Below are 26,260 nucleotides of genomic sequence, written 5' to 3'. Positions count from 1 at the left end.
ACCCCACCCGCCGGCAGGCCCGGGGGAATCCGGGTTGTTCACCCAAGCTTTCCCTGCGGGCTACGCCGTCTCCCCCGGCAGGCCAGAGCCAGCCACCACCGTGGAGGGGTGAGGATCGCAATTGTTGCCGAATCATTCCTGCCGCTGATGAACGGAGTCACGCACTCCATCCTGCGGGTGCTGGACCATCTCCAGGACCGGGGCGACGACGTCCTGGTCATCGCCCCGTCCACCCCGGACGCCCAGGCGCCTGCGCAGGTCCAGGGCGCTGCGGTCCAACGGCTGCCGGCGGTCCCGCTGGCGGGGTACGCGAACGTCCGGGTGGCCATGGGCGGTGTATACCGGGTCAAGAGAATCCTTGCCGAGTATGCCCCGGACGTGGTCCACCTCGCGTCGCCGTTTGTACTGGGCTGGCGGGCAGCGCAGGCGGCCCACCAGCTGGGCATCCCCACGGTGGCGGTGTACCAGACGGAGGTGCCCAGTTATGCGGGCCGGTACGGCGTTCCGTTCCTGGAGAACTGGGCCTGGAACCGGGTGGAGAACATCCATCTGCTGGCCACCCGCACCCTGGTGCCGTCCACTTTTGCGCTGAACCAGCTGCGCGGCCGGGGCATTCCCCGGGTGCAGATGTGGCGCCGCGGCGTTGACACGGCCCGGTTTTCGCCGGAGAAGCGCGACGCCGGGTGGCGGGCCTCCGTGGCCCCCGACGGGCAGCGGATCATCGGCTATGTGGGCAGGCTCGCCGTGGAGAAGCAGGTGGAGGACCTGGCCGCACTGGCCGGAATTCCCAACACCCGCCTGGTGGTTGTGGGCGACGGGCCCCAGCGGGCCGCGCTCGAGGAGGCTCTGCCCGCAGCGGTCTTCACAGGATTCCTGGGCGGGGACGACCTGGCCCGGGCGGTGGCGTCCTTCGACCTCTTTGTCCATCCCGGCGAATTCGAAACGTTCTGCCAGACCATCCAGGAGGCCATGGCCTCCGGTGTGCCGGTGGTGGCCACGGGCCGGGGCGGGCCGTTGGACCTGGTGGAGAATTCCCGGACCGGGTGGCTGTATGAACCCGGCGACCTGGCCGGCATGCGCGCCCGCGTCCAGGACCTGATGGGCGACGACGCCAAGCGCCGCGCCTTCGCGGCCGCGGCCCACGACTCGGTCCAGGCGCGGACGTGGCCCGTCCTGTGCGCCGAACTGGTTCGCCATTACGACGACGTCCAGGCAGGGACTGCCTCGCCTGCGGTCAGCGCCGGGGCGCCGAAGCCGTGGGGCAGCAGGCGGTTGCCCGCCTGAGCGGGCCGGGCCTCCGCGTCAGTCCAACAGGCCCAGCTCGGCGAAGGCCAGCGCTACGCCGTTGCTGTCGGGGCCGGGCGTAAACCTGTCGGCGACCGCGAGGACGTCCGGGTGGCCGCCTTCCACGGCGATGCCCACGCCGGCGTAGGCCAGCATTTCGATGTCGTTGGCACTGTCGCCGATGGCCACAATGTCGTCCCGGTCCAGGCCAAGATGGGCTTCCACCACCTGGATGCCCACTGCTTTGTGCACGCCGGTCATAAAGATTTCGCCTGCGCCCTCGCCCAGCGCGGACAGGGAGCTGGGGATGAGTCCCACCTCATGGCCGAAGTCTGCCAGGAGGCTGCGCAGGGGCACGGGTGAGTCGAAGCAGGAGATTTTGGCGAAGGACTCGGACCGCAGGTCATCGCCGTACTGCATGGGGCCGAGGATGTCTTCCAGGGGGTCCTCGGCGGAATCCTGGCCGGAGCCGGAGGTGTGCCGTTCGGCGAAAACCGGACCAAGAACGTTCCGCAGCCGCTGGTCCACACCTGTGCGGCCATGGAGGGATTCCGGGGCTTCGAGGATGTACGCAACGTCATTGGCGTCGAGGATTTCCACGAGCCGCCGGGCCAGGTCCGGGTTGAAGCGGGTGTCCCGGAGGACCACGCCGTTCACTTCCACGCGGGCGCCGGCACCCGTCACGGTCCCGTCGAAGCCGGCGTCGAGGATCCGTGCCGGGACCATCGAGAGCGGCCGGCCCGTGCAGACAAACACCAGGTGGCCCAGGCGCCGGGCGGCGCGGACGGCGTCCACATGGGCCTCGGGAGCCAGTCCGTGCTCAGCGTAAGTGCCGTCAATATCAAGGAAAACGGCACGGGTACGGACGGTTGGCTGGCTGGACATGCCGGAGCTCCTCATTAGGTGGCGGGGACCCTCCATCCTATCCACGGCCGGATGACGCGCCGGGGGCGCCTCCGCTCCCGTCGACAGGTCCCCGGGCAGTTTCCGACCGCAAACTGACAGCCATCCTGTGATATTCAGGGTCTTGCAGGAAAGTAAGCACGCTGATTGAATGAGGGAACCGGTAGTGGGGACCCGGCACAACTTACTGATTAAGGAGTGACAACATGGGTATTCTCGGATTTCTCATTTTGGGCTTGATCGCCGGCGCCATCGCAAAGGCAATCCTGCCCGGGCGCCAAGGCGGAGGCTGGGTGGTCACCCTGGTCCTCGGCGTTGTGGGCGCCCTCCTGGGCGGCTGGATCGGATCGCTGATCTTTGGCGGCGGCTTGGCAGAATTCTTTGACATCCGCACCTGGCTGCTCGCCATCCTGGGCTCGATCGTAGTGCTCCTGGTTTACGGCGCTGTGGCCAACCGCGGACGCAGCCGGGCTTAGCAGCCCGGGTCCCAACACAAAACACAAAGATGCCGTCCCCCTTTCGGAGGGCGGCATTTTTGTGTCCTGTACTGGCTTCCGTTCCTGCCATTGCAGCGGTTCATGACCGCGGCGGGGTGTAACAACCGGGAAACCGATTCCGCACATCGCCGCACATTTGTGGAAATTGGTTTTATGATGTGCGAGGGGGTGGTGTCATGGCCGGATCAGGTCACGCCAATGATGTGGCAGTGCGGATGTTCGGCGCGATGCTTGACGCCAGTCCGGATGCCTTGCTGGCGCTTACTGGCGGGGGAACCGTGACCCTGGCCAACGCCGCCGCCTCGCGGCTGTTCGGGTACAGCCCGGAGGAATTGAGCGGACTCCCTGTCGGGGCGCTGCTCGGCGCCGGCTTTCAGCAGGAACTGGCCCAGATCCTGGGCCGGTCCGGGGCCGGCTCCCCCAACCACCCGCCGCTGCTGGAGGCGCAGGCCATCCGCCGCGATGGCACTGCCTTCCACGCAGAGGTGGCCGGGTCTCCGGTTCCGGCGGACACGGGTGCCGCCGGTGGCCACCCGGACGGGCCCCTGCTGTTGGTCTCGGTGCGGGATACAACCCACCGGCACGCCACCAACGCCGATCTGCGCGAGGCCATGTCCCTGCTCACGGCGACGCTGGAATCCACCGCTGACGGGATCCTGGTGATGAGCAGGGAGGGCCGGGTGGCGGGCTACAACGACAATTTCCTGACCATGTGGGGCATACCGCCCGAGCTCCTCCAGGGCGACAGCGAGGAACCCATCATGCGGATCATCGTGGGGCAACTCGCTGACCCCGTAGCCTTTATGGGTCGCCTGAACGAATTGGACGACAATCCGGAAGAAGAAAGCCACGATGTGGTGGATTTCCGGGACGGCCGGACCTTCGAACGGTATTCGAGGCCGCAGCGGGTGGGCCAGGGCATCGTGGGACGGGTGTGGAGCTTCCGGGATGTGACTCCGCGCCGGAAGGCACAGGAGCAGGCGCAGCAGGCAATGCTCGACCTGGCAGCGCAAACGGAAAAACTCCGGGCCATGGCTTTCCAGGATCCGTTGACCGGGCTGGCCAACCGGGCAGTTTTTAATGATGCCCTGGCCGTGGCCCTGGCTGAGCCCCGTTTGAAATCCGTGGACGTCCTCCTCCTGGACCTGGACGATTTCAAGGAAGTCAACGACATCCTGGGGCACCAGGCCGGTGACGACATGCTCGTTGAGGTGGCACGCCGGCTCCGGGGCTGCGTACCCACCGCCGAGGTTGTGGCCCGGCTGGGCGGCGACGAATTTGTGGTGCTGCTGACCGCCAGCTCCGACGCGGATGAGATCGCCGAGTGCATCGTCCGCTGCCTGCACGTCCCGGTGACAATCCACGGCACGCTGCTGCGGCCCAGCCTCAGCCTGGGCCTGGCCTCCAAGAGCCAGGACACGCTGGGCCCCTCCGAGCTGCTGCGCCAGGCGGACATTGCCATGTACGCGGCCAAGGCTGCAGGCAAGAACCGGTTCCTGCGTTTCCACCCGGACATGATGACGGCGCTGGTGCAGCGGACCGACATGGAAGGCGGCCTGCGGCTCGCGGTTCCCCGCGGCGAGATCAGCGTCGATTTCCAGCCGATTGTCTCGCACCGCATGGGGCAGGTGGTTCAAGTCGAAGCCCTGGCCCGGTGGACCCGCGCCGGGGAGCGCGTGCCGCCGTCGGTCTTTATCCCCCTCGCCGAACGCACGGGCCTGATCAGTGAGATCGGCATCGAGGTGATGGCCCTGAGCATGGTGCAGCTGGCGGGCTGGCTCAGCGAGGACCCCGCCAGGTCGCTGGCCGTGAACGTTTCGGCTGTGCAACTGCAGGAGTCCGATTTCGCAGAAAAGGTACTGAGCCTGGCGGAGGCCAGCGGCGTGTCAGCCTACCAATTGGTGGTGGAGGTTACCGAGAGCGTGTTTTTCGACGACGACTGCGCCCTCATCAGGCAACTGGGCACCCTCCGGAACGCCGGCGCCCGGGTGGCGCTGGACGATTTCGGCACCGGTTACTCCTCCCTGGGCAGGCTGCAGGACCTTCCCGTGGACACCGTAAAGATCGACAAGTCCTTCGTCTCCATGGTGCGGACCGGACTGGAACGCCTGCCCATCCTCAGCTCCATGATCAACATGGCCCACAGCCTGGGCCTGACAGTCACTGCGGAGGGCGTCGAAACGGCAGCCCAGGCCGATTACCTCACGGCCCTGGACTGCGACACGCTGCAGGGCTATCTGTTTTCCCTGCCGGAGCCGGGATCCCGGCTGGTGCAGGCGGTCCGGCATGCCGAGGCGGCGCTCACCGCGCTGAAGCAGCGGGAGTAGCCGGGCTGGTTGTTATCCGGTCCGCCTAAGCGGCCTGTTTGCGTCCGGGCTGGTGGGGGTGTTTGTCGGCGTCACCGGCGGCGGGTGCCGGGCGCTTGGCGGCGCCCTGCGTGGGCTGCCGCGGCGGCGCAGGCCGGGTGTGCTGCTGCGGCGGCGTTGCCTGCGCGTTCCTGGCGGCGGTTGCGGGCTTCGAAGTGGCGGCCTTGGCGGGAGCTTCGGTCCGGTCGGATGACGCCGGGGCTGACGCGCGTTCCAGCGCCTGGAACGCGGCGCGGTTGCGGCGCCAGCGGCGGATCAGGCTCGCGGCGGCCAGTAGTCCGGCCAACGGCGACAGCACCGCTGCGAAGTACACAAAAAGCAGCCACGTCAGCGTTGCCAGCGGCGGCTGGTTGTTGTGCAGGAGGGAGAGTCCGCCCAGCAGCCCTACAGCCCAGAAGGCCAGCACGGCAGTGAGCACCGCGGCGGCCGGAAAATACTGGTTGGTCACGATCTTCTTGAGGGGTTCCATGCATTTTCCTCCTGCCTGGCCGGGGCTCGGCGAACGCCGTTCATTTCAAGTATGGGGCCGCGGGTGACGAATACAGCGCAAGACGCCGTGGCGAGTGATGAACATAACCGGAGACTTTTCTCGCCCGGTTCCTGCCCTGCCCGCCCACCCCGGATCCTTCCCTCCGGACGGCCCGCGGAATACGGTAGGACCAGGGCCGGATCAGGGTCCCTTGACGCCTTTGGAGGCACCGATGCGCAAAGTCACAGCAGGCCTGTTCCATTCCGTGGACGGCGTGGTTTCCGATCCTTTCAAGTTCCAGTTCGACAGCTTTGACGCGGAGCTTGGCCAGGGCCTGAGCCGGATGATGGAAACCGTGGACACGGTGGTCCTGGGCCGGGTGAGCTACGAGGAGTGGGCGGGCTACTGGCCCACGGCATCGGCGGACGAGGACTTTGCCGGCTTCATCAATCCCGTGGAAAAGTTCGTCGCTTCAAAAACCCTGGCCGACCCCCTCGAGTGGCAAAACTCCACCGTGATGGACGCTCCCCTGGAAGACTTCGTCGCGGGCCTGAAAGCCCGTGAAGGCGGCGAGATCGCGGTGTGCGGCAGTATCTCCATCACCCGCCAGCTGCTTTTTGCCGGCCTCCTCGATGAGCTCACCCTGATGACCCACCCCGTGGTGGCCGGGACGGGCCGCAGGCTGTTCGAGGACGGCGACCCGCTTACGCGCCTGGTGTTGGCGGATCAGTCCCGCACCAGCAAGGGCAATGTCCTGAGCACCTACAAACGGCTGGACTAGGCCCGCGCCAGGGCGGAGATGTCTGCAGGGGTGGTCCGGCAGCAGCCGCCAAGGATGCGGGCACCGAGCCCGCGCCATGCTCCTGCGCCCTGGGCCAGGCCGGGCACACCAGCAGCGGCGGCATCCGTTCCGGCCGTCCAGGTCTTGGCTACGGGGTCAAAGGTCTCGCCGGAGTTGGGATAGGCCATCAGGGGTGTCGCTGTGGCGCGGCCCAGCGCGTCGAGGGCAGGTGAGACCAGCCGCAGCGGCACGCAGTTCACCCCCACCGCGGCCACCAGCGGCTCGGCATCAAGGAGGGCGGCCACGGCTTCCAGCGGGGTGCCGTCCGCCAGGTGCCCGCCGTCCTGCAGCGAGAACGTGAACCAGGCTTCGACGCCGTACTCCCGGACCAGGGCCAGCAGGGCTTCCGCCTCGGCAAACGACGGAAGCGTTTCGCAGGCGAGGACGTCGGCGCCGGCATCCACCAGCGCGGCGATCCTGGACCGGTGGAAGTCCTCGAAGGCAGCCGGCGACAGCACGTAGTCGCCCCGGTACTCGGAGCCGTCTGAAAGGTAGGCGCCGTAGGGGCCCACCGAACCTGCCACCAGGAGCGGGCCGGCGTCAGGGTGCGCTGCCAGGTGCCCGCGCCGGGCCTCGTCCGCCAGGCTGACGGACAGCGCCACCAGCTCCAGCGCTTCCGTTGCGGACAGGCCCCGGCGGGCGAACCCCAGGGGTGTGGCCTGATAGCTGGCGGTGGTGGCAATGCCGGCCCCGGCCGCGAAGTAGTCGCTGTGGACGTACCGGATCAGGTGCGGCTGCTCCACCAGCACCTTGGCTGACCAGAGCGGATCGTCCAGGTTGCAGCCGCGTGCCTCCAGTTCGGTAGCCAGGGCACCATCGGCAACAAGGTTTGCGCGGGCTTCCAGGAGACGGGAGAGGGACGTGGCGCTGGGCATGGGACGAACTCCAAAACGTGGTGATTTCAGCATGGGCAACGTGCCATGCCGTTGGCGGGGAAGGCGCAGGACGGGAAGGCGCCGTGGGCTGGTTGCGGCCGGCGGCTGCGTCCTACCCGTCACCGGTGCGGTCAGCACCGGGCCGGGCTGCCGCCGTCGTCCGTGTCCTGCCGTGCCGGAAGTGGAACCAGGCGTAGCACCCGGCCACAAACGGGACGCCGAAGTACAGGGCCGCCACCTGGTTGGGATCCAGGGCGATCCCGATCAGGGAGACCACGCAGAGGGTGAACGCGAGGATCGGGACCAGCGGGTAGAGCGGGGCCCGATAGGTGAGGGACGCAACGTCGCCGCCGCGGCGGACGAACGCGCGGCGGTGGAAGAAGTGCGAGGCGGTGATGGACATCCAGACGGCCACCACGGCGAACCCGGCCACCGACACCAGCACCAGGTACACGGTTTCGGGTGCCACCACGCTGCTGATGAGTGACGCGACGCCGCCCACCATGCTCACGGAGAGGGCAATCAGCGGGATGCCGCGGCGGGTGAGGCGGCGGAACGCGGCGGGCGCGTGGCCCTCGTCGGCCAGGGAGTAGAGCATCCGGGCGCAGGAAAAGAGGCCGCTGTTGCCGGCGGAGAGGAGAGCGGTGATGATCACGAAGTTCATGATGTCGGCCGCGAAGGGGATGCCGACGGCGGAGAACACCGTGACGAACGGGCTCTCGTCCAGGCCCACCTCGGTGTACGGGATGGTGGCGGCGATGACGGCGATGGCGCCCACAAAGAAGATCAGCAGCCGGATCACGGTGGTGCGCATGGCTTTCGGGATGCTGGTGGCCGGGTCCTTGGTTTCGCCGGCGGCCACGCCGATCAGCTCGGAGCCGGAAAACGCGTAGAACACCGCGAGTACGGTGATAAAAACGCCGGTGAACCCGTTGGGGAAGAGCCCGCCTTCGGTGGCGAAGTTTTCGAACAGGAGCGGGTGGTTGCCGCCTCCACCGAGGGGCTGGAACCCGAACAGCGCCGCGCCGCCCAGCACAATCAGCCCGATGATGGCGGCCACCTTGATGATGGCGAACCAGAACTCGGACTCGCCGAAGAACCTGGCGGACACGGCGTTCAAGCCGAACAGCACGGCCGCGAAGACCAGGCACCAGACCCACACGGCGACGTCCGGGAACCAGCGCTGCATCAGCAGGCCGGAGGCGGTGAACTCGGACCCGATGGCCACGGCCCAGCAGAGCCAGTACAGCCAGGCGGTGGTGAACCCGGTGGCGGGGCCGATGGACCGCGCGGCGTAGATGTGGAATGCGCCGGACACCGGGTACGCGATGGCCAGTTCGCCCAGGCACGCCATCACCAGGTACACCACAAAAGCGCCCACCAGGTAAGCAAGCACGGCGCCCAGCGGTCCGGCCTGGGAGATGGTGTAGCCGGAGCTGAGGAACAGGCCGGAGCCGATCACGCCGCCCATGGCGATCATCACCAGGTGCCGCGGACCCATGGAGCGCCGGAGTCCGGGCTGGTCAGCCGCGTCGCGGTTTGGTGCGGCGGGCTGGACGGTCAGCGTCGGGTGTGCAGGGGTTTCCACGGGTCTCCAGGGGATTCAGGGGGTGCTTACGGGCCGAAGAAGTGCCCGTCGCCAGAGCCGAAAGTAGCACAATCCCCGAATTTGGCGCGTTAAAAACAAAAATACTTGTTCATATTGATCATTTTCTGCTTCGGTGCCCGCTGTGGAGGTGCGTACCCTGGAACGCACGACGACGGCGGGAGGCGCGCGCCGCCGTCGTGCGTTCCGTTGGTGGTTGGGGAGGCCGGGGCCGGGCTGGTCAGGAAAGCGGGCAGCCGCGGACGCGTTCCACGGCTGCGGCGCTGGGCTCCTGGCCCGTGGCACGGAGGCCGGCCACCACGCCTGCGGCATCTTCAGCGGACCGGTTCTGGCTGAGCTTCTCCTTGGCCTCGACCCGGGTGATCACCAGCTCCAGGCCCACGATGGCGCGAAGCTGCCCGGCGATGAACTTTTCCGGGGCCTCGTCCACGGACCAGGGCTTGGCCCGGCCGGACTCGTTCAGGTCGGAGAGCCGGCGGACGTGGCGGGCCAGCCAGTCCGGATTGTCGTGGATGACCAGGCGGCCGTAAACGTGCGCGGTGGAGTAGTTCCAGGTGGGCACCACGCGGCCGTGCTCTGCCTTGGACGGATACCAGCCGGGCGAGATGTAAGCGTCCGGTCCCTGGATGATGGCGAGCGCCTCGCCCGTGGCCGGGGTGGACCACTGCGGGTTGTTTCGGGCAGCGTGGGACTGCAGCGCGCCCAACTCCCCCGCTTCCGGATCAAAAACAAAGGGCAGGAGCGTGGCCAGCAGGCCCTGGTCCGTCATGGTCACCAGGTTTGCGGCGGATGGGACTGTGAGGAGTTCCTGGATTGCTGCCGGCTGGGCGGCGAAGTGGGCTGGGGTGTACATGGTTTTTCCTTTTGGGGAGCTGGTGGGTTCAGCGGGTCGGGGTGGGACTGCTTTTTGGGCTCGGACTGCCGTTTGGGGTGGGGCTGCCGAGGCGGACCCGGACGGCGGCGCCGGCGCAGGCGACAACTGCCAGGCCGCCAACCCAGGTGGTCCAGGGCAACGCCTCCCCCAGCAGCAAAGCGGCCCAGCAGATGCTCAGGACGGGCTGGATGAGCTGGATCTGGCTGACCCGGGCGATGGGACCGATGGCCAGCCCGCGGTACCAGGCCAGGAAACCGAGGAACATGCTGACCACCGCCAGGTACCCGAACGCAGCCCACTGGACAGGCGTGGCCACAGGAGGCTGGGCAGCCGCGGCAATCCCGGCGAGCAGCAGCATCAGGGGCAGGGCCAGGATGAGGGCCCAGGCGATGGTTTGCCAGGAGCCAATCTCGCGGGCCAGCAGGCCACCTTCCGCATACCCGATGGCGGCGGAGACCACGGCGCCCAGCAGGAGCAGGTCCGCCCATCGCCACTGGCCGGCCCCGCCGGACTGCAGGAACGCGAATCCCACGGCGGCGAGCGAGCCCAGCGCAATGACCAGCCAGAATGTGGTGGGCGGACGCTCACCGGTGCGCAGGATGGCCGCGGTGGCGGTGGCGGCGGGCAGGAGCGCGATCACCACGGCGCCGTGGCTGGCGGGCACGTCGGTAAGCGCAAAGGAGGTCAGGAACGGAAAGCCGATCACCACACCGCCCGCGACGAGTGCCAGCCGGGCCAGGATAGCGGCGGACGGCAAACGCTGCCTGGTGAGGACGAGGGCAGCGCCGGCCAGGATCCCGGCGATGACGGCGCGGCCGGAGCCGATGAACAGCGGCGACAGGCTGGCCACGGCCACACGTGTGAAGGGAACCGTGAAGGAAAATGCCACCACTCCGAGGAGGCCCCACCAAATACCGTTACCTTGATGCGGCAGTACCGGTGGCCGCTTTTCGATAGTAGCGCTACTATGTTCTCTCATGAACAACGATAGCAGTTCGCGGATCGTCTGGGCCCTCAAGCAGTGGATTTCGCAGGCTGCGCCCGGTGCCCAGCTGCCGTCCACGCGCTCCCTCGTAGCCGAATACCAGGCCAGTCCGGTGACGGTGCAGAAGGCCCTGCAGGTGTTGACTGGGGAGGGACTGATCGAAAGCCGGCCCGGCGTCGGAACGTTTGTCCGGGCGGTCCGCGCCGTGCGGCCCGCGGACTACGGCTGGCAGACGGCGGCTTTGGGATCCCCGCAAACGGTGCTGCCGCCGTCGTCCGGCACTATGCGGAACGTGCCCAACGACGCCATCACGTTCCACTCCGGCTACCCGGACCGGGAGCTGCTGCCGGAGCGCCTGGTGCGCACCGCCCTGACGCGGGCGGCACGCGGCGACGCGGCGCTGTTCCGGCCGCCGGCCGCCGGCCTGCCGGAGCTGCAGACCTGGTTTGCGCACGAGCTGGGCTCCGCCGCCCCGGCCGGGATCACGGCGCCCATGCCCAGCGACGTGATTGTCCTGCCAGGAAGCCAGAGCGGGCTCAGCTCCATCTTCCGGGCGCTGGTGGGTGCGGGGCAGCCGCTGCTGATCGAATCGCCCAGCTACTGGGGCGCCATCCTGGCGGCAACCCAGACGGGAGTACGGCTGGTGCCGGTGCGCAGCGGACCGGACGGCCCGGACCCGGTGGAACTGGACCGGGCGTTCACGGAATCCGGGGCCAGGGTGTTCTACGCGCAGCCCAACTACTCAAACCCGTCCGGCGCGCAGTGGGCACCGGGTCACGGCGAGGAGATCCTTACGGTGGTCCGGCGGCATGGCGCGTTTATGGTGGAGGACGACTGGGCGCACGATTTTGGTATCACCTCACAGGCCGTGCCCGTGGCGGCCCGGGATGATGCCGGGCACGTGGTCTACCTCCGCTCCTTGACCAAAAGCGTGTCCACGGCCATCCGGATCGCGGCCGTGGTGGCCCGCGGTCCGGCCCGGGAACGGATCCTGGCGCACCGGGCGGCCGAGTCGATGTACGTCAGCGGGCTGCTGCAGGCTGCCGCCCTGGACGTGGTGACCCAGCCCGGCTGGCAGTCGCATCTGCGGAGCCTGCGCCAGCAGCTGCAGTCGCGCCGGGACCTGCTGGTCACCAGCATGCGCGAGCACGCCCCGGGCGCTCATCTGGAGCTGCTGCCCAAGGGCGGGTTGAACCTGTGGTTCCGCCTGCCGGATGGCACGGACCTGGGCCGCCTGGCCCGGGACTGCGAGGACGCCGGGGTGTTCATCGCTGCAGGCACAGAGTGGTTCCCTGCCGAGCCCGCCGGCCCGTTCATCCGGCTCAACTACGCCGGACCAAACCCGGGCGCCTACCCGGCCGGGGCCAAGGTGATCGGCGAGGCACTGGCCCGGAACGGGCGCTGACGGCCGCTCCCCAAGGAATGGCTCAAGATTTGCGCCTGACCCGCTTTCCAGCTGTGGACGACGGCTACGCTGGCCGTAAAATCGCATCCGGCAGGACCTGGGGGACAAAGTGACTGCGCATTCAAACCGGGCTTGGGCGGGCCCTGCCCGGCACCTCAACGCCGCCGTGCCGGCCGGACTAACGGGGCGGGAACCCGCCCAAACGGCGTTCATCACAGTGGCCATGATTGCGACGGCGGTGCTCCTCGCCGGCTGCGGCGGGTCCACCGCCTCGCTCAGTACTGCGGGCGGCACGGCGGAAACCAGCACGGCAACACCGTCTGCCACCGCCCTGCCGATCGCCAACACTGCGTGCGCCCCCGTGGATGGCCAGCGGGCGTCGGACGGAGACACTTATGTGTGCACCAGGGATGAGACGGGGAAGCTGGTGTGGCTGGAGGAATCGGCGGCCCGGAGCCTGACCACAAAGCTGGTGGCTGCCGCCGCCAGCAAGGCAGCAGCAGAGAAGGCCGCCGCGGACAAAGCGGTGGCTGACAAAGCGGCGGCTGACAAAGCGGGCGCCGAGAAGGCAGCGGCAGAGCGGGCTGCGGCAGAAAAGGCAGCGGCCGACAAAGCGGCTGCCGAGCAGGCCGCCTCGGAGCAGGCAGCGGCAGAAAAGGCAGCGGCTGAGCAGGCAGCGGCCGAGGCCCAGGCCCAGGCCGCCCGGGACGCAGCGGCCGCCCAGGCAGCAGCCGCAGCCGCTGTGCCGCCGCAGCGGGCAGCTCCGGCAGCACCTGCGGCGGCGTCTGGCTGCGATCCCAACTATTCAGGCTGCGTCCCCATCGCCTCGGACGTTGACTGTGCCGGCGGAAGCGGAAACGGACCCGCTTACGTCCAGGGCCCTGTCAGCGTCATTGGCAGCGACATCTATGGGCTGGACAGGGATGGCGACGGCTTCGGCTGTGAAAGCTAGGTCCTTCAGACAGAGGCTTTGACCAGCTCTTCGCTCTTGTCCCAGAGGGCGCGGGCCAGTTCGGCGTCGTACGCCTGCTTGTTGGCCTTCGCGAGTGCACGCTTGGCGTAGTACAGCCCGGAAATCCAGTCGGTGCCGGCCGTGCCATTGATGAGCCACAACAGGGTGTCTGCGCCTTGGTCCGGGGTGAGCATAAAACGGTTAAGGATCGTTTTGTACGCGTGCCGCATGGGGCTGGTGGACTCGGCCGCGAAGTTGGTGCGGACCACGCCCGGGTGGAAGGCCGCCGTCGAAATTCCCTGGGCGCTGAAGCGGCGGTGCAGTTCGGTGGTGAAGAGGATGTTGGCGAGTTTGCCGGTGCCGTACGCACGGTTGGTGGAATAGCCCTGCTCGGAGGTGAGATCGAACAGGTCCAGTTTGCCGAAGCCGTTGGCAGCGCTGGAGGTGTTGATGACCTTGGCGTTGCTGGCGATCAGGGTGTCCATCAGCAGCGAGGTCAGCAGGAACGGGGCCAGGTGGTTGATCTGGAAGGTGGCTTCGTTGCCGTCCACGGTGAGGGTGCGCTTGCCCATGATGCCGCCGGCGTTGTTGGCCAGGACGTCGATCCGCGGGTACTTTTCCGACAGCTCAGCAGCGAGCCGGCGGACCTGGGCGAGGTCAGCGAAGTCGGCCAGGAAGTAATCAGCGCCGATTTCACGGGCCAGGCTGCTGGTCTTTTCCGCGGAACGGCCCACCACAACCACAGTGTCCCCCGCTTTGGCCAGCGTCCGGGCGGCGGCTGCGCCGATGCCGTCGCTGGCGCCGGTGATCACAATGGTGCGAGGAGTCAAGGTGTGTCCTTTGGTTGGGGCGAAGACGCGCTTGGGGGAAAGCACGTTGCCCTTGGGACAACGAAGGCGGGGCAACAGGTGTTCCCACCTGTCGCCCCGCCGCTGCGCTCCCCCACCCAACTAGGTCGCAGTTGTTGTCGTTTTGAGGGCCCAAAACGACAACAACTGCGAGTCAGTTGGGCGGGAGGTACGGAAGGTCAGCCGCCCACACCCGCCACCAGGAAGATGGCCGCCGCGATGCCGAAGCCCATCACGCCGATCAGGGTTTCCATCACGGTCCAGGTTTTCAGGGTGGTTTTGACGTCCATGCCGAAGAAGCGGCCCACCAGCCAGAAGCCGGAGTCGTTGACGTGCGAGACCACAACCGAGCCGGCAGCCACGGCAATGACCAGCGCAGCCACCTGCATGCCGTTCAGCCCGGCCAGGGCCACGGCCGGAGCGATCAGCCCTGCCGTGGTGGTCAGTGCCACCGTGGCGGAACCCTGGGCGATGCGCAGGATCGCGGAGATGAGGAAGCCGGCCAGGATCAGCGGGATACCGAGGTTGCCCAGCACATCTGCCAGCGCCTGGCCGATGCCGGAGGTGCGCAGGACGCCGCCGAACATGCCGCCGGCGCCGGTGATCAGGATGACGGAGCAAACCGGGCCGAGGGAGGATTCGAGCAGCTTCTCGAGGTCGCCGCTGTCCCTGCCGCGGCGGGCGCCCAGGACGAACAGGGCCACGAGAACGGCGATGAGCAGCGCCACCGGGGTTTCGCCCAGGGTGCGCAGGATCTGGAACCACTGTTCCTTCTTGACGTCCTCGGACAGGACGCCGGAGGAAGCGAGGGTATTCAGGCCCGTGTTGAGGAAAATCAGGATCAGCGGGAGCAGCAGCAGGCCAACGATGGTGCGGAATTTCGGCGGGTTCTGCTCTGCTTCGACGGATGCGTGGCCCAGGAGTTCCGGGACGGGCAGGACCAGCTTCTTGCCGGTGTAGAGGCCGTAGAGGTAAGCGGTGACGTACCAGGTGGGGATGGCAGTGATGAGGCCAGCGATCATGACCAGGCCAACATTGGCCTCAAAGAACGCGGCTGCAGAGACCGGGCCCGGGTGCGGCGGCAGGAAGATGTGCATCACGGAGAACGCACCGGCGGCGGGAAGCCCGTACCGCAGCACACCGCCGCCCAGGCGGTTTGCCACGGCGAAGACCACGGGCAGCATAACCACCAGGCCGGCGTCGAAGAAGATGGGGAAGCCGAAGATCAGCGAGGCCAGGCCCAGCGCGAACGGGGCGCGCTTTTCACCGAACACGCCGATGAGGTAGTCGGCGAGCACTTTGGCGCCGCCGGAGGTTTCCACAATGCGGCCCAGCATGGCGCCGAGGCCCACCAGGAGCGCCACGGTGCCCAGGGTGGTGCCGAAGCCGTTGATCAGGACAGGAACCACCTGGTTGGCGGGGATGCCGGTGGCGAACGCGGTACCCAGGCTGACCATGATCAGCGCAATCAGGGCGTGGATGCGCAGCTTGATGATCAGGAACAGCAGCACAACGATCGCTGCCGCTGCGATGAGCAGCAGGGGGCCTGCGCCCAGCGTTTGAGTCCATCCTTCGATGGTCATGATTCTCCTTTGAAACAGTGGGATAAAGGGGTGATGCGGAAGGTCAGTGGGTGACGGGGAGCTTAAGCGCGGCCACAACGGCGGCAACCAGCTCCTCGGGTGACTGCGAGATATCGAGGCGGAGGCTGCCGGCGTCGAGCTCCTCCTGGCTGAGCGGCTCCAGGGTGGCGAGCTGGCTGGGCAGGAGGGTGGGCGGCATGAAGTGGCCTTCACGTCCCTGCATCCGCTTGCTCAGGAGGTCGGCGCCACCGTCAAGGTGCAGGAAAATGACGCGTCCCTGAGCCCCGGCCAGCAGCCGGCGATAGCTTTGCTTGAGCGCGGAGCAGGTCAGGACGGTGCTGTGGCCTGCTGCGGCCTGCGAACTCATCCATTCCTGGATCTTCGCCAGCCAGGGCCATCGGTCCTCGTCCTGGAGCGCGATTCCCTGGGTCATCTTGGCGATGTTTGTTTCGGGGTGGAATTCGTCCGCTTCGGCGCAGGCCCAGCCCAGTTGGTGCGACAGGGCAGCGGCCAGGGTCGATTTTCCGGATCCGGCTACGCCCATGACCACCAGATGCGTGGGGGGATACTGCATGTCATACCTCCGAGGAAAGACGTCTTTGGCTGTCGAAGCAAGCTTAGTAACGGCCCCTTTAGCAGTGGGCTGAGTCATAAGGTATCACCTTTTAGGCTAATAGATACTATCTTTTCGTGTCACAAGTCATACCTTTACGAATTTTCGGTATTCTAGGAGGGCGCTGCGGCGCGGAGAGAGGCGGGCAGATGTCGACGGCGACAGTTGGGGATGCAGATAACGCGGACGACGGCGGGGCCTCCCCCGCCATGCAGGGCAGGGTTTTGGAGGCGGTTGGCGTGGCCATCGCGTCAGGGAGCCTTCCGCCGGGGAGCCGATTGACGCTGGAGGGCCTGCAGCAGGAGTACGGGATCTCGCGGACCGTTGCGCGGGACACCATGAAGGTGCTGGAGTCGATGAACCTGGTGTACTCCCGGCGGCGGGTGGGCATCGTGGTGCAGGAACGCAGCCTGTGGAATGTGTTTGACCCCAAGCTGGTGCGGTGGCGGTTGGCCTCGGACCGCCGCGAGCTGCAGTACGCCAGCCTTACAGAGCTGCGGATCGCCGTGGAACCCATTGCCGCGGCCGGCGCCGCCCGCCGCGCGTCTGCGGCGGAGCGCGCGCAGCTTGTTTCCCTGGCTGGAGACCTGCGCCGGCTGGGAGAGGCGGGCGACCTTCAGGCCTTCCTCGCCGTGGACATCGAGTACCACCAGCTCTTGCTCCGGTCCTGCGGCAATGAAATGTTCCGGGCTTTGGAGGGAATGGTGGCCGAGGTCCTCACCAGCCGGACCAAGCAGGGACTGATGCCCTTCAAACCGCGGAACGAGGCACTGCAGGCCCACGAGGATGTAGCTGCCGCCGTTGCCGGCGGTGACACTGTGGCAGCCGAGCAGGCGATGCTCCACATCCTGTTTGAGGTCCGCGAGGCGATGGGCCTCCTCTAGCCGGCTTCGCGAACGGCCAGGGCGCTGCGACGGCTAATCCCGCGGAACCGGCGCCGCCCAGCCTCCGCTTGCGCGGGGCCGGGCAGCGGGGCGGCTCAGCGGCCGTTGTACTGGTCGTCGGTGACGTGCTCTTTCCAGTCGGTGGTGTTGGCCGGATCGTCGGCGTTTTCCAGCATGGCGATGTGTTCCATGAAGGTGCCGGGCGCGGAGGCGTGCCAGTGGTCCTGGCCGGGCGGGGTGTAGAGCGTCTGGCCGGCGTGGACCTCGATGATGTTGCCCTCGCGGTCGCCGAAGCGGGCGACGCCGCGGGTGACGCGCAGGTACTGGCCGCGGGCATGGGAGTGCCAGGCGGTGCGGGCTCCTGGCGCGAACTTCACGGTGGCAACCACCATGCGCTGGTCCGCCTCATGGGGTGCAGCGATCACGTCCAGCCAGACGTCACCGGCAAACTGTGCGGGCGGGTTCTTTGCGGTGGGGGTACTCGGTTCGATATTCACCGTTCCACCACACCACACCGGGCCCGGCGGTGGGAGTCCCTGGCGTAACAAGTACTGGCATTACCCCTTAGGCGCCCCTGATGCAGCACGCCCGGGTTAACAAAAGCAGGGCCTGCCCGGAGGCAGACCCTGCTTCAAGAAACCTAACGGTCCCGGAACTCTAAGGAATTAGAGAGCCTGGATGTTGGTGGCCTGGGGACCCTTGGGGCCCTGCTCGGTGTCGAAGGAAACCTTCTGGTTCTCTTCGAGTGAACGGAAGCCGTTCGAGTTGATTGCGGAGTAGTGTGCGAAGACGTCCTGTGAGGAGTCATCGGGGGAAATGAAGCCGAAGCCCTTTTCAGCGTTAAACCATTTGACGGTACCAGTAGCCATTATTTTTGTCCTTCGTGAAGGTGGAGGGAAAGTCCCGACTTTCGGGCCCTCCGGTGTGGGGTGTTCAAAACCGCTACTTCAGAAGAACGCGGACTTTCGACCGCGCGTACTGCCTGAACTACCAACTGCATAAACACAACAACAGGATCAACACTACAGGATTTTCCGGGAACAGCGAGCCACGTGCGTCACACAGCCGCCTCAGGGGCCTCTCAGCAGGCCTTGCTCCCCCGCGCCACAGCCAGTGCGCAGTGGTCGGATGCGCCGGCGGGCACCCTGTAACTTAGGCATAACATCCACCGGTCCAAGGACACCCATGAATAACGCCCGCCGCAAGCCACGCAGGTGGAGCCTCCAGCGGGAATGGTCCCGCGTGTTCACGATGATGCTCGTGGCACTGATGGCGGGCGCCGCTATCACCATTGTTGGCGTGAGGTTCGTGGTGAACGGGATGGAGGACGCAGCCATGCGCCTTCAGGTTGAGTACGCCAGTGTTGCAGGCCTCAGCGAGGCACTGGAAGCGCACGAAAGGTCCGGTTACCGATTGCTGGCGGCTGCCAGTCCGGAGCGCGGGGCTTTCAGCCAGGGACAGGCAGAGGTCGGTCGCCTTTTCGAGGCGGCCGCTGCGGCAGGACCTGACGACGCCGGCCGGCTGGCCGCCCTGGAGCGCGCCCGGCAACGATGGCAAACCGGCATGGAACAGGCAGGCCTTTGGAATGGTGCCGGGTCAAGTCCCGCCGGTAGCCAGGGACCAGCGCTGCTGGCCGAAACCGGCGCGGACGTACGGTCCCAGTTGGCGGCGGTACAACAGTCTTCCCTGCAGGCCCTCGATTCCGGGCTTGTGGACACACGGGCCATGGAACGCCTCATCTCGGCGGGCCGGCTGGGACTGTTTGTTGTTGCCATCGGCGCCACCTTGTATTTCCGGCGGCGGATGACAGTGCACCTGACCCGCCCCCTCAACGCGCTCCGCCAGGGCGTCATGAAACTGCAGTCCGGCGACTACACGCACAGGCTGCCGGTGGCCCGCAGCGATGAACTGGGTGAGGTCACGGCGGCGTTCAACAAGATGGCGTCCGCACTCCAGGAAAGCCACACAGCCCTGACCTACCGGGCCACCCATGACGAGCTCACCGGGCTTGGCAACCGCGCGGCACTGGCTGAACGCCTGGCCGCCCCCGTCGATCCGGACACCAGCACGCGGGAGGGCCTGCTGTTCATCGATATTGACGATTTCAAGGAAGTCAACGATTCACTGGGCCACGAAGGAGGCGACGCCCTCCTGGTCCAGCTGGGGCACCGCCTGCGGGACTGCGTGGGAGCGGACAACCTGGTGGTGAGGCTGGGAGGCGACGAGTTCGCCGTCGTTGTTGCGGACGACGGCGGCACCACCGCGGGGACGGAAAGGATCGCCGGGCGGATCAACACCGCCCTCAACGAGCCTTTTGTCGTCAGCGGGCGCACGCTGTGGATCTCCTTGAGCATGGGCGTTGCCCAACGCACGGCGGAAACCGCTGACGTCACTGAGCTGCTGCGGCAAGCGGACTCTGCGATGTACCGGGCAAAACTTGGCGGCAAGGCCCGGTTCGAGGTCCACGGCACTTAGTCCGGCAGCCGCCGTCGTGCGGATTCTGCCCGCTCGCGGCCTTCCCTGGCCACAAAAGCCAGTGTGAGCCGGCGTTTCCCGTCCAGTACAGCCACGCTGGAAGCGTCGGCGTGTGCGTCCGGCTGGATCGCAGCCAGCCGCTCCGCCAGGGTTTCCGGGGCCACAAGTTCCAGCTCCACCAGGGCCCGGACAAGCTCCAGGTCGTTGGGCCGGTGCACCATCAGTTTGGCGGCGCACAGATCATGCGGATCGAGGCACAGGCCGGTGGCTTCCCCTGCGGACCGGAAAGGAACCAGCCGGTTTTCCCAACCCCGCGGCAGGATCGCAGTCCGCGGGCGTGCACCCTCTAGGTAAAAGCCGTTGGCCGCGTGGAATTCGGACGATTCGCCGGCTTCGTAACTGAGCTGGTCCGCAAGGGCGTCGTCGTTGCCCGTCCCAAAGGGGGCGACGGCCACGCGAGTGGCCATGGTGACGGAGACCGGCAACTGGTCCTCGGGGAAGGAACCCAGAAGCGACTGGCTGCCCATGACCAGGACGCGGGGGTGCTGGATAATCGCCGTGGCCGCAGCGATGGCAGGGCCAAGATCAGACCGCAGCACAATGCCCGGCCGTCATCTTCGCAACCCGTAGCCGGGGCGCCGCGTCACACATAGGTGCATGATACCTGCGCAACCTGCGGATCACCCGGCAGGCTGCTGCGCGGAGCAGCGAAGCCAGGAAACTCCTTGGCGGACAGCCCGGCTTGTGTGTCTAGACTCTTGAGTTTGATGGTTAACTGACCGCCGGTCACTCAGAAAGGAGCACTGTGTCTGTTCCCGCTACGTGGCAAAAGGTCCGAACGAGGACGGCATACAAGGGCTTCGTGACGATCAACCGTGATACCTACGAAGAGCCGGATGGGGCCGTGACCGACTGGGACGTCATTGCCGGCCGTGATTCGGCCGCAACCCTTGCGTTCACCCCTGCAGCAAGTCACGTTGTCCTTTTCGAACAGTTCCGCGTTGGACCCGGGAAGGCCTTACTTGAACTCCCGGGGGGATACCTCAACAGCAACGAGCAACCCGCAGATGCAGCCCTTCGGGAATTACGGGAAGAAACCGGCTATCACTCAGAATCAGCCTTCTACGCCGGCTCGGAGTGGTGGGCTGCGAACTCGCCGAGACGTAAGCATCTCCTCATCGTTGCCAACGCGGCGGAGGCATCTGAGACGGCCTGGGATGATTCTGAATCAGGCCACGTTCGCCTTCTTCCCGTTGGGGAACTTATGGATTTTCTTGTCAGCGGGGAACTCACGGACGCCGGACTTGCCTGCCGCGGTATGGCGGCCTTCGCGCGCAGCACTCCCGAAACCCAGGTTCTCGCAGATCTCCGTGACTGCGTCCGCAAACTTCTAACCGCCCCGTAGGACTTGCGACCCCAAAGACGGTGGCTGCCGGCGCCCCTCGACCGGGCCCGCCAACAGGCATATCCTGCATCCAGCAGGGATCTGCAACCGGGAGAAGCACCATGGAAATGCCCAAAGCCTCCGACGCCGACAAGGACCGTTTCCGCGCCATCGTCCCGGACCATCCGGACGTGGTGATCAAGCCGATGTTCGGCAACCTGGGGGCCTTCGTGAACGGCAACATGTTTGCCGGGCTGTTCGGCGCCACAATCGGCGTGAAGCTCTCCGAGAGGGACCGGGCTGCCCTCGAAGCCGCCGAACGCACCGTCCCGTTCGGCCCACCGGAGCGTCCCATGGGCGGTTACACCGGACTCCCGGAAGCGTGGAATGAGCAGCCCGCCAAGGCCAGATCCTGGGCGGACAAGGCCTACGAACACATCGCATCGCTGCCGCCCAAGCAGCCCAAGTCCGCCGGCACCAAGTCCGCCAGGAGGTAGCAATGGCCCCCGCCGGCCCTGCCACAAACATCAACACACTGGTGATCGGCGCCGGCCAGGCAGGCCTCGCCACCAGCTACTGGCTCACCCAAAATGGCGTGGACCATCTGCTGCTGGACCGGCGCGACACCCTGGGCGGCGCGTGGCAGGACAGGTGGGACTCCTTTTACCTGAACACGCCCAACTTCGCGTTGGCCCTCCCAGGAATGGCGTACGACGGCGACCCTGACGGTTTCCTGCCCCGGGACACCGTCATCGGGTTCTTCCGGGAGTACGGCGAGCGCATCCAAGCGCCGCTGCAGTTGGGCACTTCCGTCACCCGGGTTTCGCAGGACGGCACCGGATTCAACGTGGAAACGACCCGGGGCCACTGGCACGCCAACAACGTGGTCCTGGCCAACGGCGCCTTCCAGCACCCACGGATTCCCTCCGCCGCAGCCGGCATCCCCGGCAACATCACGCAGCTGCACAGCCACGACTACCGCAACCCGTCCGCGTTGCCCCAGGGCGCAGTCCTGGTGGTGGGCACCGGACAGTCGGGCGGCCAGATCACCGAGGACCTGCTCGACGCCGGACGTGAGGTCCACCTTTCGGCCTCTTCCTGCCCGGAAGCGCCGCGCCGTTACCGGGGCAAGGACCTCTTCGACTGGATCTGGCAGGTCAACCTCCACGGACCGGCGGCAGGCATCACCGGTCTCCAGGCGGACCAGCTGCCCTCCCCCGCGGCCCGGCTGTTCTGCAACCCGCAGATCTCCGGGAACAACGGGGGCCACAGCATCCACCTCCGTGACCTGGGCCGACGCGGCGTGCACCTGCACGGCAGGTTCGAGGGAATGGACGACGGCGGGGCGCTCACCTTCACGGACGATCTGCCGGAACGCCTTGTGCAGGTCGAGGGAGGATTCGGGCACCGGCTGCGGCTCATCGACGCCTATATCGAAGCGGCGGGCCTCAACGCGCCGGAAATTGAGGAGCCCGCGGTGGACACGTGGCTGCCGGCCACGGACGGCGCCCGGCTGGACCTCGAGGCCGCAGGTGTCACCTCAATCGTCTGGTCCACCGGCTACAGCCTGGACTTCGGCTTCCTGGACGTCCCGGTACTGGACGAATGGAACTACCCCCTGCATACCCGCGGCGTCACCAAGGTGCCTGGACTCTACGTCGTCGGCCTGCCGTGGCTTACCCGCCACGCTTCCGCAACCCTGCCGGGCGTTGGGCCGGACGCTGGGTACGTGGCGGAGCACCTCGCGGCGCGGCCAGGCTGAGCCCTACCGCCCCGCGTCCACAAGGTCAGCGACAAAACGGGTATTGTCGTGCGCTGATCGCCAGCTCCGCTGACCAGAACCTGAGGATCTCCCTATGGCCCGCATCTTTATTACCGGTTCCGCCCAAGGTCTTGGCCGGGCTGCCGCTGAGACCCTCCTAGGCGAGGGCCACCGGCTGGTGGTCCATGCCCGCGACAGCGGCCGCGCGGCCACGCTGGCGGATCTGGTGCGCCGGGGTGCCGATGTTGTCATCGGCGACCTTGCCGACCCCCAGCAGGCCCGCAGCGTCGCGGAGCAGGTCAACGAGCTGGGTCGGATGGACGCCGTCATCCATAACGCCGGCGTCTACGGCGAAGGACATCGCAACCCCACCAAGGCCGGACATCCCCGAACCTTGGCCGTTAACACCCTGGCGCCGTACCTGCTGACTGTCCTGATCCGGAATCCGGGGCGGCTGATCTACCTCACCAGCGACATGCACCTTGGCGGCAGCGGCCAACTCGACGACATGGACTGGGACGCCAGGAAATGGGACGGCACCCAGGCGTACTGCGACAGCAAGCTGTTTGTCACTGCCCTTGCACTCGCTGTAGGCCGCCTCCGGCCAGGAACCCTGACCCACGCAGTCGATCCCGGCTGGGTGCCCACCCGCATGGGTGGACCCTCCGCGCCGGATGATCTCGTTGAGGGCCACCTGACGCAGTCATGGCTTGCCGTCAGCGACAGTCCGGAAGCGGGCAGCAGCGGTTCGGTGTGGCACCACCGCCGTCCTGCCCCGATCGCCGCAGCAGTCCGCGACGTCGGCTTCCAGGACCAGCTCCTGGAAGTTCTGGCCCGGATGACAGGGGTCCGCCTGCTCACCTGATGGCCAGGCCAACCCGCTGTTTGCGGCCGGCAGGGTATGGGCTACTTGTCGCAGCCCCAGCCGTCGCCGTCCTTGTCCAGGTGCTTGCCGTATCCGGGCTGGCTGCTGTGAATCGGGGCAGCGCCTGCCGCGCGCACCGCATCACAGTTCTTGTAGTAGGCCGCAGCAGGCGGCGCCACAACAACTGGCGGCGCAACAACGGCCGGCGGGGCCTCAACTACGGGAGGCGCGGCGGGAGGCGCTTCAACAACGGGAGGCGCTTCAACAACGGGCGGTGCCACCACCACAGGGGGCGCTGCAGGCGTGACAACTTCCGCCTGGACGGCGGGCGCCGCAGTGGGAGTCGGGGTCGGCGTGGGAGTCGCGGTTTCGTCGGTGAGGTGTTTGACGCCGAGGTTCACGGTTGAACCCTCCGCGGGCTTGGTTCGCCTTTCGGGGTCCTGGCTGACAACCTGCCAGTTGCTCTTTTTGACGATGGTCTTGTCGTCGTTCACATCTGTTGCTTTGACCTTGAATTTCAGCTTTTCGAGCTGATCGGTGGCTTTGTCCAGAGTCAGCCCCACAACGTCCGGCAACTCGACCAGGGCTTCGGTGTCCGCCACCGGCGTTGCCACCGTAGTGGGCTCCGCGGCCTGCGTTGCCCCTCCGCAACCCGTGAGCAACAGCCCGGCGAGCACAACAAAAGCAAGATTCTTCTTCAACGTTCCCCCAAATAAGAGTGGCGCTCTGCACGGACTGGCGAGAATGCCCAGAAATGTCCGTTGGCCAACTAGGTCAGAGACTACTAAGCCGCTGCAGATTACTCCAAACGAGCCGTGCGCAACAGCCCCTACCGGCCCGCCGCGTAACCCTGGGCCCCGCGGGGGTTGGCGGCAGCACCCAGTACGCCGGAAGAGGGGTCCCGCGTCACCGCGGAAAGCCGGCCCAGCGCCCAGTCCCCCGCCCGGGTCACCACGTGGCCCCGGGCAATAAGATCCGCAATCACGGACTCCCCCAGCCGGTCCTCCACCACGGCGCCGCCCGGCGTCCAGGTGCGCGGCCAGAAGGAGCCGGGGATCGACGTCGTATGGAACACCGGCGCGTCGATGGCCTGCTGCGGCGAGTACCCGCCCACGATGGTGCGCAGCAGATACAGCAGCTGCCACTGGTCCTGCTGGTCCCCGCCAGGCGAGCCGAGCGCCGTCGTCGGCTGCCCGTCCCGCAGGACAAGCGTGGGCGTCAGCGTGGTGCGCGGGCGTTTGCCCGGCGTGAGCGTGGACGGCGAACCGTCCTCCAGCCAGGTCATCTGCAACCGCGTTCCCAGGCAGAAGCCCAGCTCAGGAATGGTCGGCGAGGACTGCAGCCACCCGCCCGACGGCGTCGCCGACACCATGTTCCCCCACCGGTCCACCACATCGAGGTGGCAGGTGTCCCCGCGCGTCTCGCCGGTGGGCGCCACCGTCGGTTCACCCACGCCGGCGAACCCGGTGGAAGCGGCCGACGGCGGGAGGTACTCCGTGCGCAGCGGCGGCAGGAACGGTTCGTGGCCGGGGACGCTCCCGGGACGGAAATCGTGCGAGGCGCGTTCGCCGATCAGGGCCCGGCGTTCCGCCGTGTAGGCCGGGCTGAGCAGGTGGTCGAGGGGGACGCCGGTGTCCCCGTAGAAGGCCTCACGGTCCGCGATGGCCAGCTTCTGCGTTTCCAGGATGGTGTGCACCCCGAGTGCCGTGGAGGGGTCCAGGTGCGCGTCGTCGAACCCGTCAAGGATGGCCAGGGTCTGCAGCAGTGCCGGCCCCTGCCCCCACGGTCCGGTCTTGGCGATGGTGAGCCCGCGGAATTCGAACGTGGCGGCCGGTTCGTACCCCGCAGCACACGAGGCGAAGTCCGCCTCTGTGATGACGCCGGCGTGGTCCGTGCCGGAGGAATGCCGGTGCGGCGTGGCGAGGAAAGCCACCGCGGCCTGCGCCACAAACCCTTCGCGCCACTCACGCCGGGCGGCGTCGATCCGTTCCGCGCGGCTGCCCGCGCCGCCTGCGGCAATCAGCCGGTCCAGGACCGCCGCGTACGGCAGGTTCCGGACAATGTCCCCGCCCCGCGGAATCCGGCCGTCCGGCATCCACTGGGCTGCCGACGTCGGCCAGTGTTCGGCGAAAAGGTCCGCCACGGTGGCGATGGTGCTGCCCACGCGTTCCAGGACGGGGTGGCCGTCCCGGGCGTACCCGATGGCGAAGGCCAGCACGTCTGCCAATTCCCAGGTGCCGTGGTCGCGCAGCAGCAAGAGCCAGGCGTCGACGGCGATCGGCACCGCGGCGGCGAGCGCACCCGCGCCGGGCACCAGTTCAAGGCCCTCGGCCAGGTAATGCTCGCGGGTCGCAGCGGCCGGGGCAGGACCTTGGCCCATCAGCACCACGGGTTCGGAGGGGTTGGCTGCGGTGACAAACACGCCGGTCATGTCCCCGCCGGGCCCGTTCAGGTGCGGTTCCACAATGTGCAGGACAAAGGCGCCCGCCACGGCAGCGTCAAAGGCGTTCCCACCGCGCTCCAGCACGGCCTGCGCCGACGCGGTGGCCAGCCAGTGCGTGGAGGCCGTCATCCCGAAGGTGCCCTGCAGGGTGGGCCGGGTGGTGAAGCTGCTCGCGGGGGTGAAGGTCACGGAATCGCTTTCGGCAGGCGGCGGGTGTGCCTCGATCATAGGCAGCCCGCCGTGTTCCACCCGCCCTTGGCGGTCGCCAGATGACCCGCCACGCAGGCCACCGCCCTCCTAGGTGTACTCAGCCAGCAGGTTGGTTACATCTGCTGATGGGTGGTCG

The 26,260-nt window shown here is 67.2% G+C and carries 26 protein-coding genes; 12 read left to right on the top strand and 14 right to left on the bottom strand.

Going from position 1 to position 26,260, the window contains the following annotated elements; translation table 11 throughout:
- Window positions 1-108 precede the first annotated feature (108 nt).
- Complete coding sequence (locus ACU18_RS07205) at window positions 109-1,284, top strand: glycosyltransferase family 4 protein (protein ID WP_050684854.1); 1,176 nt, start codon at window positions 109-111, stop codon at window positions 1,282-1,284.
- An 18-nt stretch (window positions 1,285-1,302) separates the two neighbouring features.
- On the opposite strand, the gene ACU18_RS07200 is transcribed toward ACU18_RS07205, so the two are convergent.
- Entirely contained in the window at window positions 1,303-2,169 is an 867-nt protein-coding gene (locus ACU18_RS07200; RefSeq protein WP_050684853.1) for an HAD family hydrolase, read from the bottom strand.
- Between the two features lie 224 nt (window positions 2,170-2,393).
- On the opposite strand from ACU18_RS07200, the gene ACU18_RS07195 reads away from it, so the two are divergent.
- Both ACU18_RS07195 and ACU18_RS07190 read left to right on the top strand, forming a co-directional pair.
- Window positions 2,394-2,663: a GlsB/YeaQ/YmgE family stress response membrane protein gene (locus ACU18_RS07195; protein ID WP_050684852.1), complete on the top strand. Its 270-nt coding sequence runs from the start codon at window positions 2,394-2,396 to the stop codon at window positions 2,661-2,663.
- A 197-nt stretch (window positions 2,664-2,860) separates the two neighbouring features.
- Entirely contained in the window at window positions 2,861-5,011 is a 2,151-nt protein-coding gene (locus ACU18_RS07190; RefSeq protein ID WP_050684851.1) for an EAL domain-containing protein, read from the top strand.
- A gap of 25 nt (window positions 5,012-5,036) precedes the next feature.
- Here the strand turns inward: ACU18_RS07190 and ACU18_RS20175 are convergent, their stop codons facing one another.
- Window positions 5,037-5,519 (bottom strand): hypothetical protein, encoded by a 483-nt coding sequence (locus ACU18_RS20175; RefSeq protein WP_050684850.1) that lies wholly within the window; start codon window positions 5,517-5,519, stop codon window positions 5,037-5,039.
- A 232-nt stretch (window positions 5,520-5,751) separates the two neighbouring features.
- Here ACU18_RS20175 and ACU18_RS07180 point away from each other — a divergent pair, with 232 nt between their 5' ends.
- Window positions 5,752-6,300 carry a dihydrofolate reductase family protein gene (locus tag ACU18_RS07180; protein WP_050684849.1) on the top strand — a complete coding sequence of 183 codons (549 nt, stop codon included), beginning with the start codon at window positions 5,752-5,754 and terminating at the stop codon, window positions 6,298-6,300.
- Here ACU18_RS07180 and mmuM read toward each other — a convergent pair.
- The 4 genes from mmuM to ACU18_RS07160 all read right to left on the bottom strand — a co-directional run bounded on the left by mmuM (window position 6,297) and on the right by ACU18_RS07160 (window position 10,694).
- On the bottom strand, window positions 6,297-7,235 hold the full coding sequence (mmuM, locus tag ACU18_RS07175; protein ID WP_050684848.1) for a homocysteine S-methyltransferase: 939 nt from the start codon (window positions 7,233-7,235) through the stop codon (window positions 6,297-6,299). The two genes, ACU18_RS07180 and mmuM, sit on opposite strands and share 4 nt — an antisense overlap.
- A gap of 112 nt (window positions 7,236-7,347) precedes the next feature.
- Window positions 7,348-8,799: an amino acid permease gene (locus ACU18_RS07170; RefSeq protein ID WP_157407628.1), complete on the bottom strand. Its 1,452-nt coding sequence runs from the start codon at window positions 8,797-8,799 to the stop codon at window positions 7,348-7,350.
- A gap of 262 nt (window positions 8,800-9,061) precedes the next feature.
- Window positions 9,062-9,694: an FMN-binding negative transcriptional regulator gene (locus ACU18_RS07165; RefSeq protein WP_050684846.1), complete on the bottom strand. Its 633-nt coding sequence runs from the start codon at window positions 9,692-9,694 to the stop codon at window positions 9,062-9,064.
- 28 nt (window positions 9,695-9,722) lie between these two features.
- Entirely contained in the window at window positions 9,723-10,694 is a 972-nt protein-coding gene (locus tag ACU18_RS07160; RefSeq protein ID WP_050684845.1) for a DMT family transporter, read from the bottom strand.
- Here ACU18_RS07160 and ACU18_RS07155 point away from each other — a divergent pair.
- Window positions 10,693-12,105, top strand: coding sequence for an aminotransferase-like domain-containing protein (locus ACU18_RS07155; RefSeq protein ID WP_050684844.1), 1,413 nt, complete (start codon window positions 10,693-10,695; stop codon window positions 12,103-12,105). The two genes, ACU18_RS07160 and ACU18_RS07155, sit on opposite strands and share 2 nt — an antisense overlap.
- A 109-nt stretch (window positions 12,106-12,214) precedes the next feature.
- Entirely contained in the window at window positions 12,215-13,057 is an 843-nt protein-coding gene (locus ACU18_RS19885; protein ID WP_231686022.1) for a hypothetical protein, read from the top strand.
- A 5-nt stretch (window positions 13,058-13,062) separates the two neighbouring features.
- On the opposite strand, the gene ACU18_RS07145 is transcribed toward ACU18_RS19885, so the two are convergent.
- From ACU18_RS07145 to ACU18_RS07135, 3 genes are all read right to left on the bottom strand, one after another.
- The gene (locus ACU18_RS07145) at window positions 13,063-13,887 is read right to left on the bottom strand and encodes an SDR family NAD(P)-dependent oxidoreductase (protein WP_050684843.1); all 825 of its coding nucleotides are present in this window, start codon (window positions 13,885-13,887) and stop codon (window positions 13,063-13,065) included.
- Window positions 13,888-14,084: 197 nt separating this feature from the next.
- Window positions 14,085-15,488, bottom strand: a complete 1,404-nt coding sequence (locus tag ACU18_RS07140; RefSeq protein WP_050684842.1) for a GntP family permease — start codon at window positions 15,486-15,488, stop codon at window positions 14,085-14,087.
- Window positions 15,489-15,531: 43 nt separating this feature from the next.
- Complete coding sequence (locus ACU18_RS07135) at window positions 15,532-16,062, bottom strand: gluconokinase (RefSeq protein WP_050684841.1); 531 nt, start codon at window positions 16,060-16,062, stop codon at window positions 15,532-15,534.
- A gap of 188 nt (window positions 16,063-16,250) precedes the next feature.
- Here ACU18_RS07135 and ACU18_RS07130 point away from each other — a divergent pair, with 188 nt between their 5' ends.
- Window positions 16,251-16,985 (top strand): FadR/GntR family transcriptional regulator, encoded by a 735-nt coding sequence (locus tag ACU18_RS07130; protein WP_082178221.1) that lies wholly within the window; start codon window positions 16,251-16,253, stop codon window positions 16,983-16,985.
- A 95-nt stretch (window positions 16,986-17,080) separates the two neighbouring features.
- Here ACU18_RS07130 and ACU18_RS07125 read toward each other — a convergent pair whose 3' ends face one another.
- Together ACU18_RS07125 and ACU18_RS07120 are read right to left on the bottom strand one after the other, a co-directional pair.
- Window positions 17,081-17,482 (bottom strand): (R)-mandelonitrile lyase, encoded by a 402-nt coding sequence (locus tag ACU18_RS07125; protein WP_050684840.1) that lies wholly within the window; start codon window positions 17,480-17,482, stop codon window positions 17,081-17,083.
- Between the two features lie 168 nt (window positions 17,483-17,650).
- Window positions 17,651-17,854 carry a cold-shock protein gene (locus ACU18_RS07120; protein WP_009372930.1) on the bottom strand — a complete coding sequence of 68 codons (204 nt, stop codon included), beginning with the start codon at window positions 17,852-17,854 and terminating at the stop codon, window positions 17,651-17,653.
- Between the two features lie 316 nt (window positions 17,855-18,170).
- On the opposite strand from ACU18_RS07120, the gene ACU18_RS07115 reads away from it, so the two are divergent.
- A complete protein-coding gene (locus ACU18_RS07115) occupies window positions 18,171-19,460 on the top strand; it encodes a diguanylate cyclase domain-containing protein (protein ID WP_050684839.1) in 1,290 nt (429 codons plus the stop codon).
- Here the strand turns inward: ACU18_RS07115 and ACU18_RS07110 are convergent.
- Window positions 19,457-20,059: a DUF6036 family nucleotidyltransferase gene (locus ACU18_RS07110; RefSeq protein WP_050684838.1), complete on the bottom strand. Its 603-nt coding sequence runs from the start codon at window positions 20,057-20,059 to the stop codon at window positions 19,457-19,459. The genes ACU18_RS07115 and ACU18_RS07110 overlap by 4 nt on opposite strands.
- A 263-nt stretch (window positions 20,060-20,322) precedes the next feature.
- Here ACU18_RS07110 and ACU18_RS07105 point away from each other — a divergent pair, with 263 nt between their 5' ends.
- The 4 genes from ACU18_RS07105 to ACU18_RS07090 all read left to right on the top strand — a co-directional run bounded on the left by ACU18_RS07105 (window position 20,323) and on the right by ACU18_RS07090 (window position 23,471).
- Window positions 20,323-20,865: an NUDIX hydrolase gene (locus tag ACU18_RS07105; protein WP_197273535.1), complete on the top strand. Its 543-nt coding sequence runs from the start codon at window positions 20,323-20,325 to the stop codon at window positions 20,863-20,865.
- A 101-nt stretch (window positions 20,866-20,966) separates the two neighbouring features.
- Window positions 20,967-21,341, top strand: a complete 375-nt coding sequence (locus tag ACU18_RS07100) for a TfoX/Sxy family protein (protein ID WP_050684836.1) — start codon at window positions 20,967-20,969, stop codon at window positions 21,339-21,341.
- Between the two features lie 2 nt (window positions 21,342-21,343).
- Window positions 21,344-22,606: a flavin-containing monooxygenase gene (locus ACU18_RS07095; RefSeq protein ID WP_050684835.1), complete on the top strand. Its 1,263-nt coding sequence runs from the start codon at window positions 21,344-21,346 to the stop codon at window positions 22,604-22,606.
- Window positions 22,607-22,700: 94 nt separating this feature from the next.
- Window positions 22,701-23,471 carry an SDR family NAD(P)-dependent oxidoreductase gene (locus ACU18_RS07090; RefSeq protein ID WP_050684834.1) on the top strand — a complete coding sequence of 257 codons (771 nt, stop codon included), beginning with the start codon at window positions 22,701-22,703 and terminating at the stop codon, window positions 23,469-23,471.
- Window positions 23,472-23,512: 41 nt separating this feature from the next.
- Here the strand turns inward: ACU18_RS07090 and ACU18_RS07085 are convergent, their stop codons facing one another.
- Together ACU18_RS07085 and ACU18_RS07080 are read right to left on the bottom strand one after the other, a co-directional pair.
- Window positions 23,513-24,172 (bottom strand): excalibur calcium-binding domain-containing protein, encoded by a 660-nt coding sequence (locus tag ACU18_RS07085; protein ID WP_082178218.1) that lies wholly within the window; start codon window positions 24,170-24,172, stop codon window positions 23,513-23,515.
- 128 nt (window positions 24,173-24,300) lie between these two features.
- A complete protein-coding gene (locus ACU18_RS07080; RefSeq protein WP_442853703.1) occupies window positions 24,301-26,142 on the bottom strand; it encodes a gamma-glutamyltransferase family protein in 1,842 nt (613 codons plus the stop codon).
- Window positions 26,143-26,260 lie beyond the last annotated feature (118 nt).

The organism is Arthrobacter sp. ZBG10 (genome assembly GCF_001238605.1).
GTDB lineage: Bacteria > Actinomycetota > Actinomycetes > Actinomycetales > Micrococcaceae > Arthrobacter.
Note: the sequence above shows the minus strand (reverse complement) of the source record. Positions and strands in the feature narration are given on the sequence as shown.

Excerpts from the sequence above, each read along its gene's own strand:
- ACU18_RS07190 (WP_050684851.1), top strand. The coding sequence starts at position 2,861 with ATGGCCGGATCAGGTCACGCCAATGATGTGGCAGTGCGGATGTTCGGC.
- ACU18_RS07080 (WP_442853703.1), bottom strand. The coding sequence starts at position 26,142 with ATGATCGAGGCACACCCGCCGCCTGCCGAAAGCGATTCCGTGACCTTC.
- ACU18_RS07200 (WP_050684853.1), bottom strand. The coding sequence starts at position 2,169 with ATGTCCAGCCAGCCAACCGTCCGTACCCGTGCCGTTTTCCTTGATATT.
- ACU18_RS07140 (WP_050684842.1), bottom strand. The coding sequence starts at position 15,488 with ATGACCATCGAAGGATGGACTCAAACGCTGGGCGCAGGCCCCCTGCTG.
- ACU18_RS07155 (WP_050684844.1), top strand. The coding sequence starts at position 10,693 with ATGAACAACGATAGCAGTTCGCGGATCGTCTGGGCCCTCAAGCAGTGG.
- ACU18_RS07095 (WP_050684835.1), top strand. The coding sequence starts at position 21,344 with ATGGCCCCCGCCGGCCCTGCCACAAACATCAACACACTGGTGATCGGC.
- ACU18_RS07160 (WP_050684845.1), bottom strand. The coding sequence starts at position 10,694 with ATGAGAGAACATAGTAGCGCTACTATCGAAAAGCGGCCACCGGTACTG.
- ACU18_RS07115 (WP_050684839.1), top strand. The coding sequence starts at position 18,171 with ATGAATAACGCCCGCCGCAAGCCACGCAGGTGGAGCCTCCAGCGGGAA.
- ACU18_RS07165 (WP_050684846.1), bottom strand. The coding sequence starts at position 9,694 with ATGTACACCCCAGCCCACTTCGCCGCCCAGCCGGCAGCAATCCAGGAA.
- ACU18_RS07180 (WP_050684849.1), top strand. The coding sequence starts at position 5,752 with ATGCGCAAAGTCACAGCAGGCCTGTTCCATTCCGTGGACGGCGTGGTT.
- ACU18_RS07195 (WP_050684852.1), top strand. The coding sequence starts at position 2,394 with ATGGGTATTCTCGGATTTCTCATTTTGGGCTTGATCGCCGGCGCCATC.
- mmuM (WP_050684848.1), bottom strand. The coding sequence starts at position 7,235 with ATGCCCAGCGCCACGTCCCTCTCCCGTCTCCTGGAAGCCCGCGCAAAC.
- ACU18_RS07090 (WP_050684834.1), top strand. The coding sequence starts at position 22,701 with ATGGCCCGCATCTTTATTACCGGTTCCGCCCAAGGTCTTGGCCGGGCT.
- ACU18_RS07135 (WP_050684841.1), bottom strand. The coding sequence starts at position 16,062 with ATGCAGTATCCCCCCACGCATCTGGTGGTCATGGGCGTAGCCGGATCC.
- ACU18_RS07130 (WP_082178221.1), top strand. The coding sequence starts at position 16,251 with ATGTCGACGGCGACAGTTGGGGATGCAGATAACGCGGACGACGGCGGG.
- ACU18_RS07120 (WP_009372930.1), bottom strand. The coding sequence starts at position 17,854 with ATGGCTACTGGTACCGTCAAATGGTTTAACGCTGAAAAGGGCTTCGGC.
- ACU18_RS20175 (WP_050684850.1), bottom strand. The coding sequence starts at position 5,519 with ATGGAACCCCTCAAGAAGATCGTGACCAACCAGTATTTTCCGGCCGCC.
- ACU18_RS07100 (WP_050684836.1), top strand. The coding sequence starts at position 20,967 with ATGGAAATGCCCAAAGCCTCCGACGCCGACAAGGACCGTTTCCGCGCC.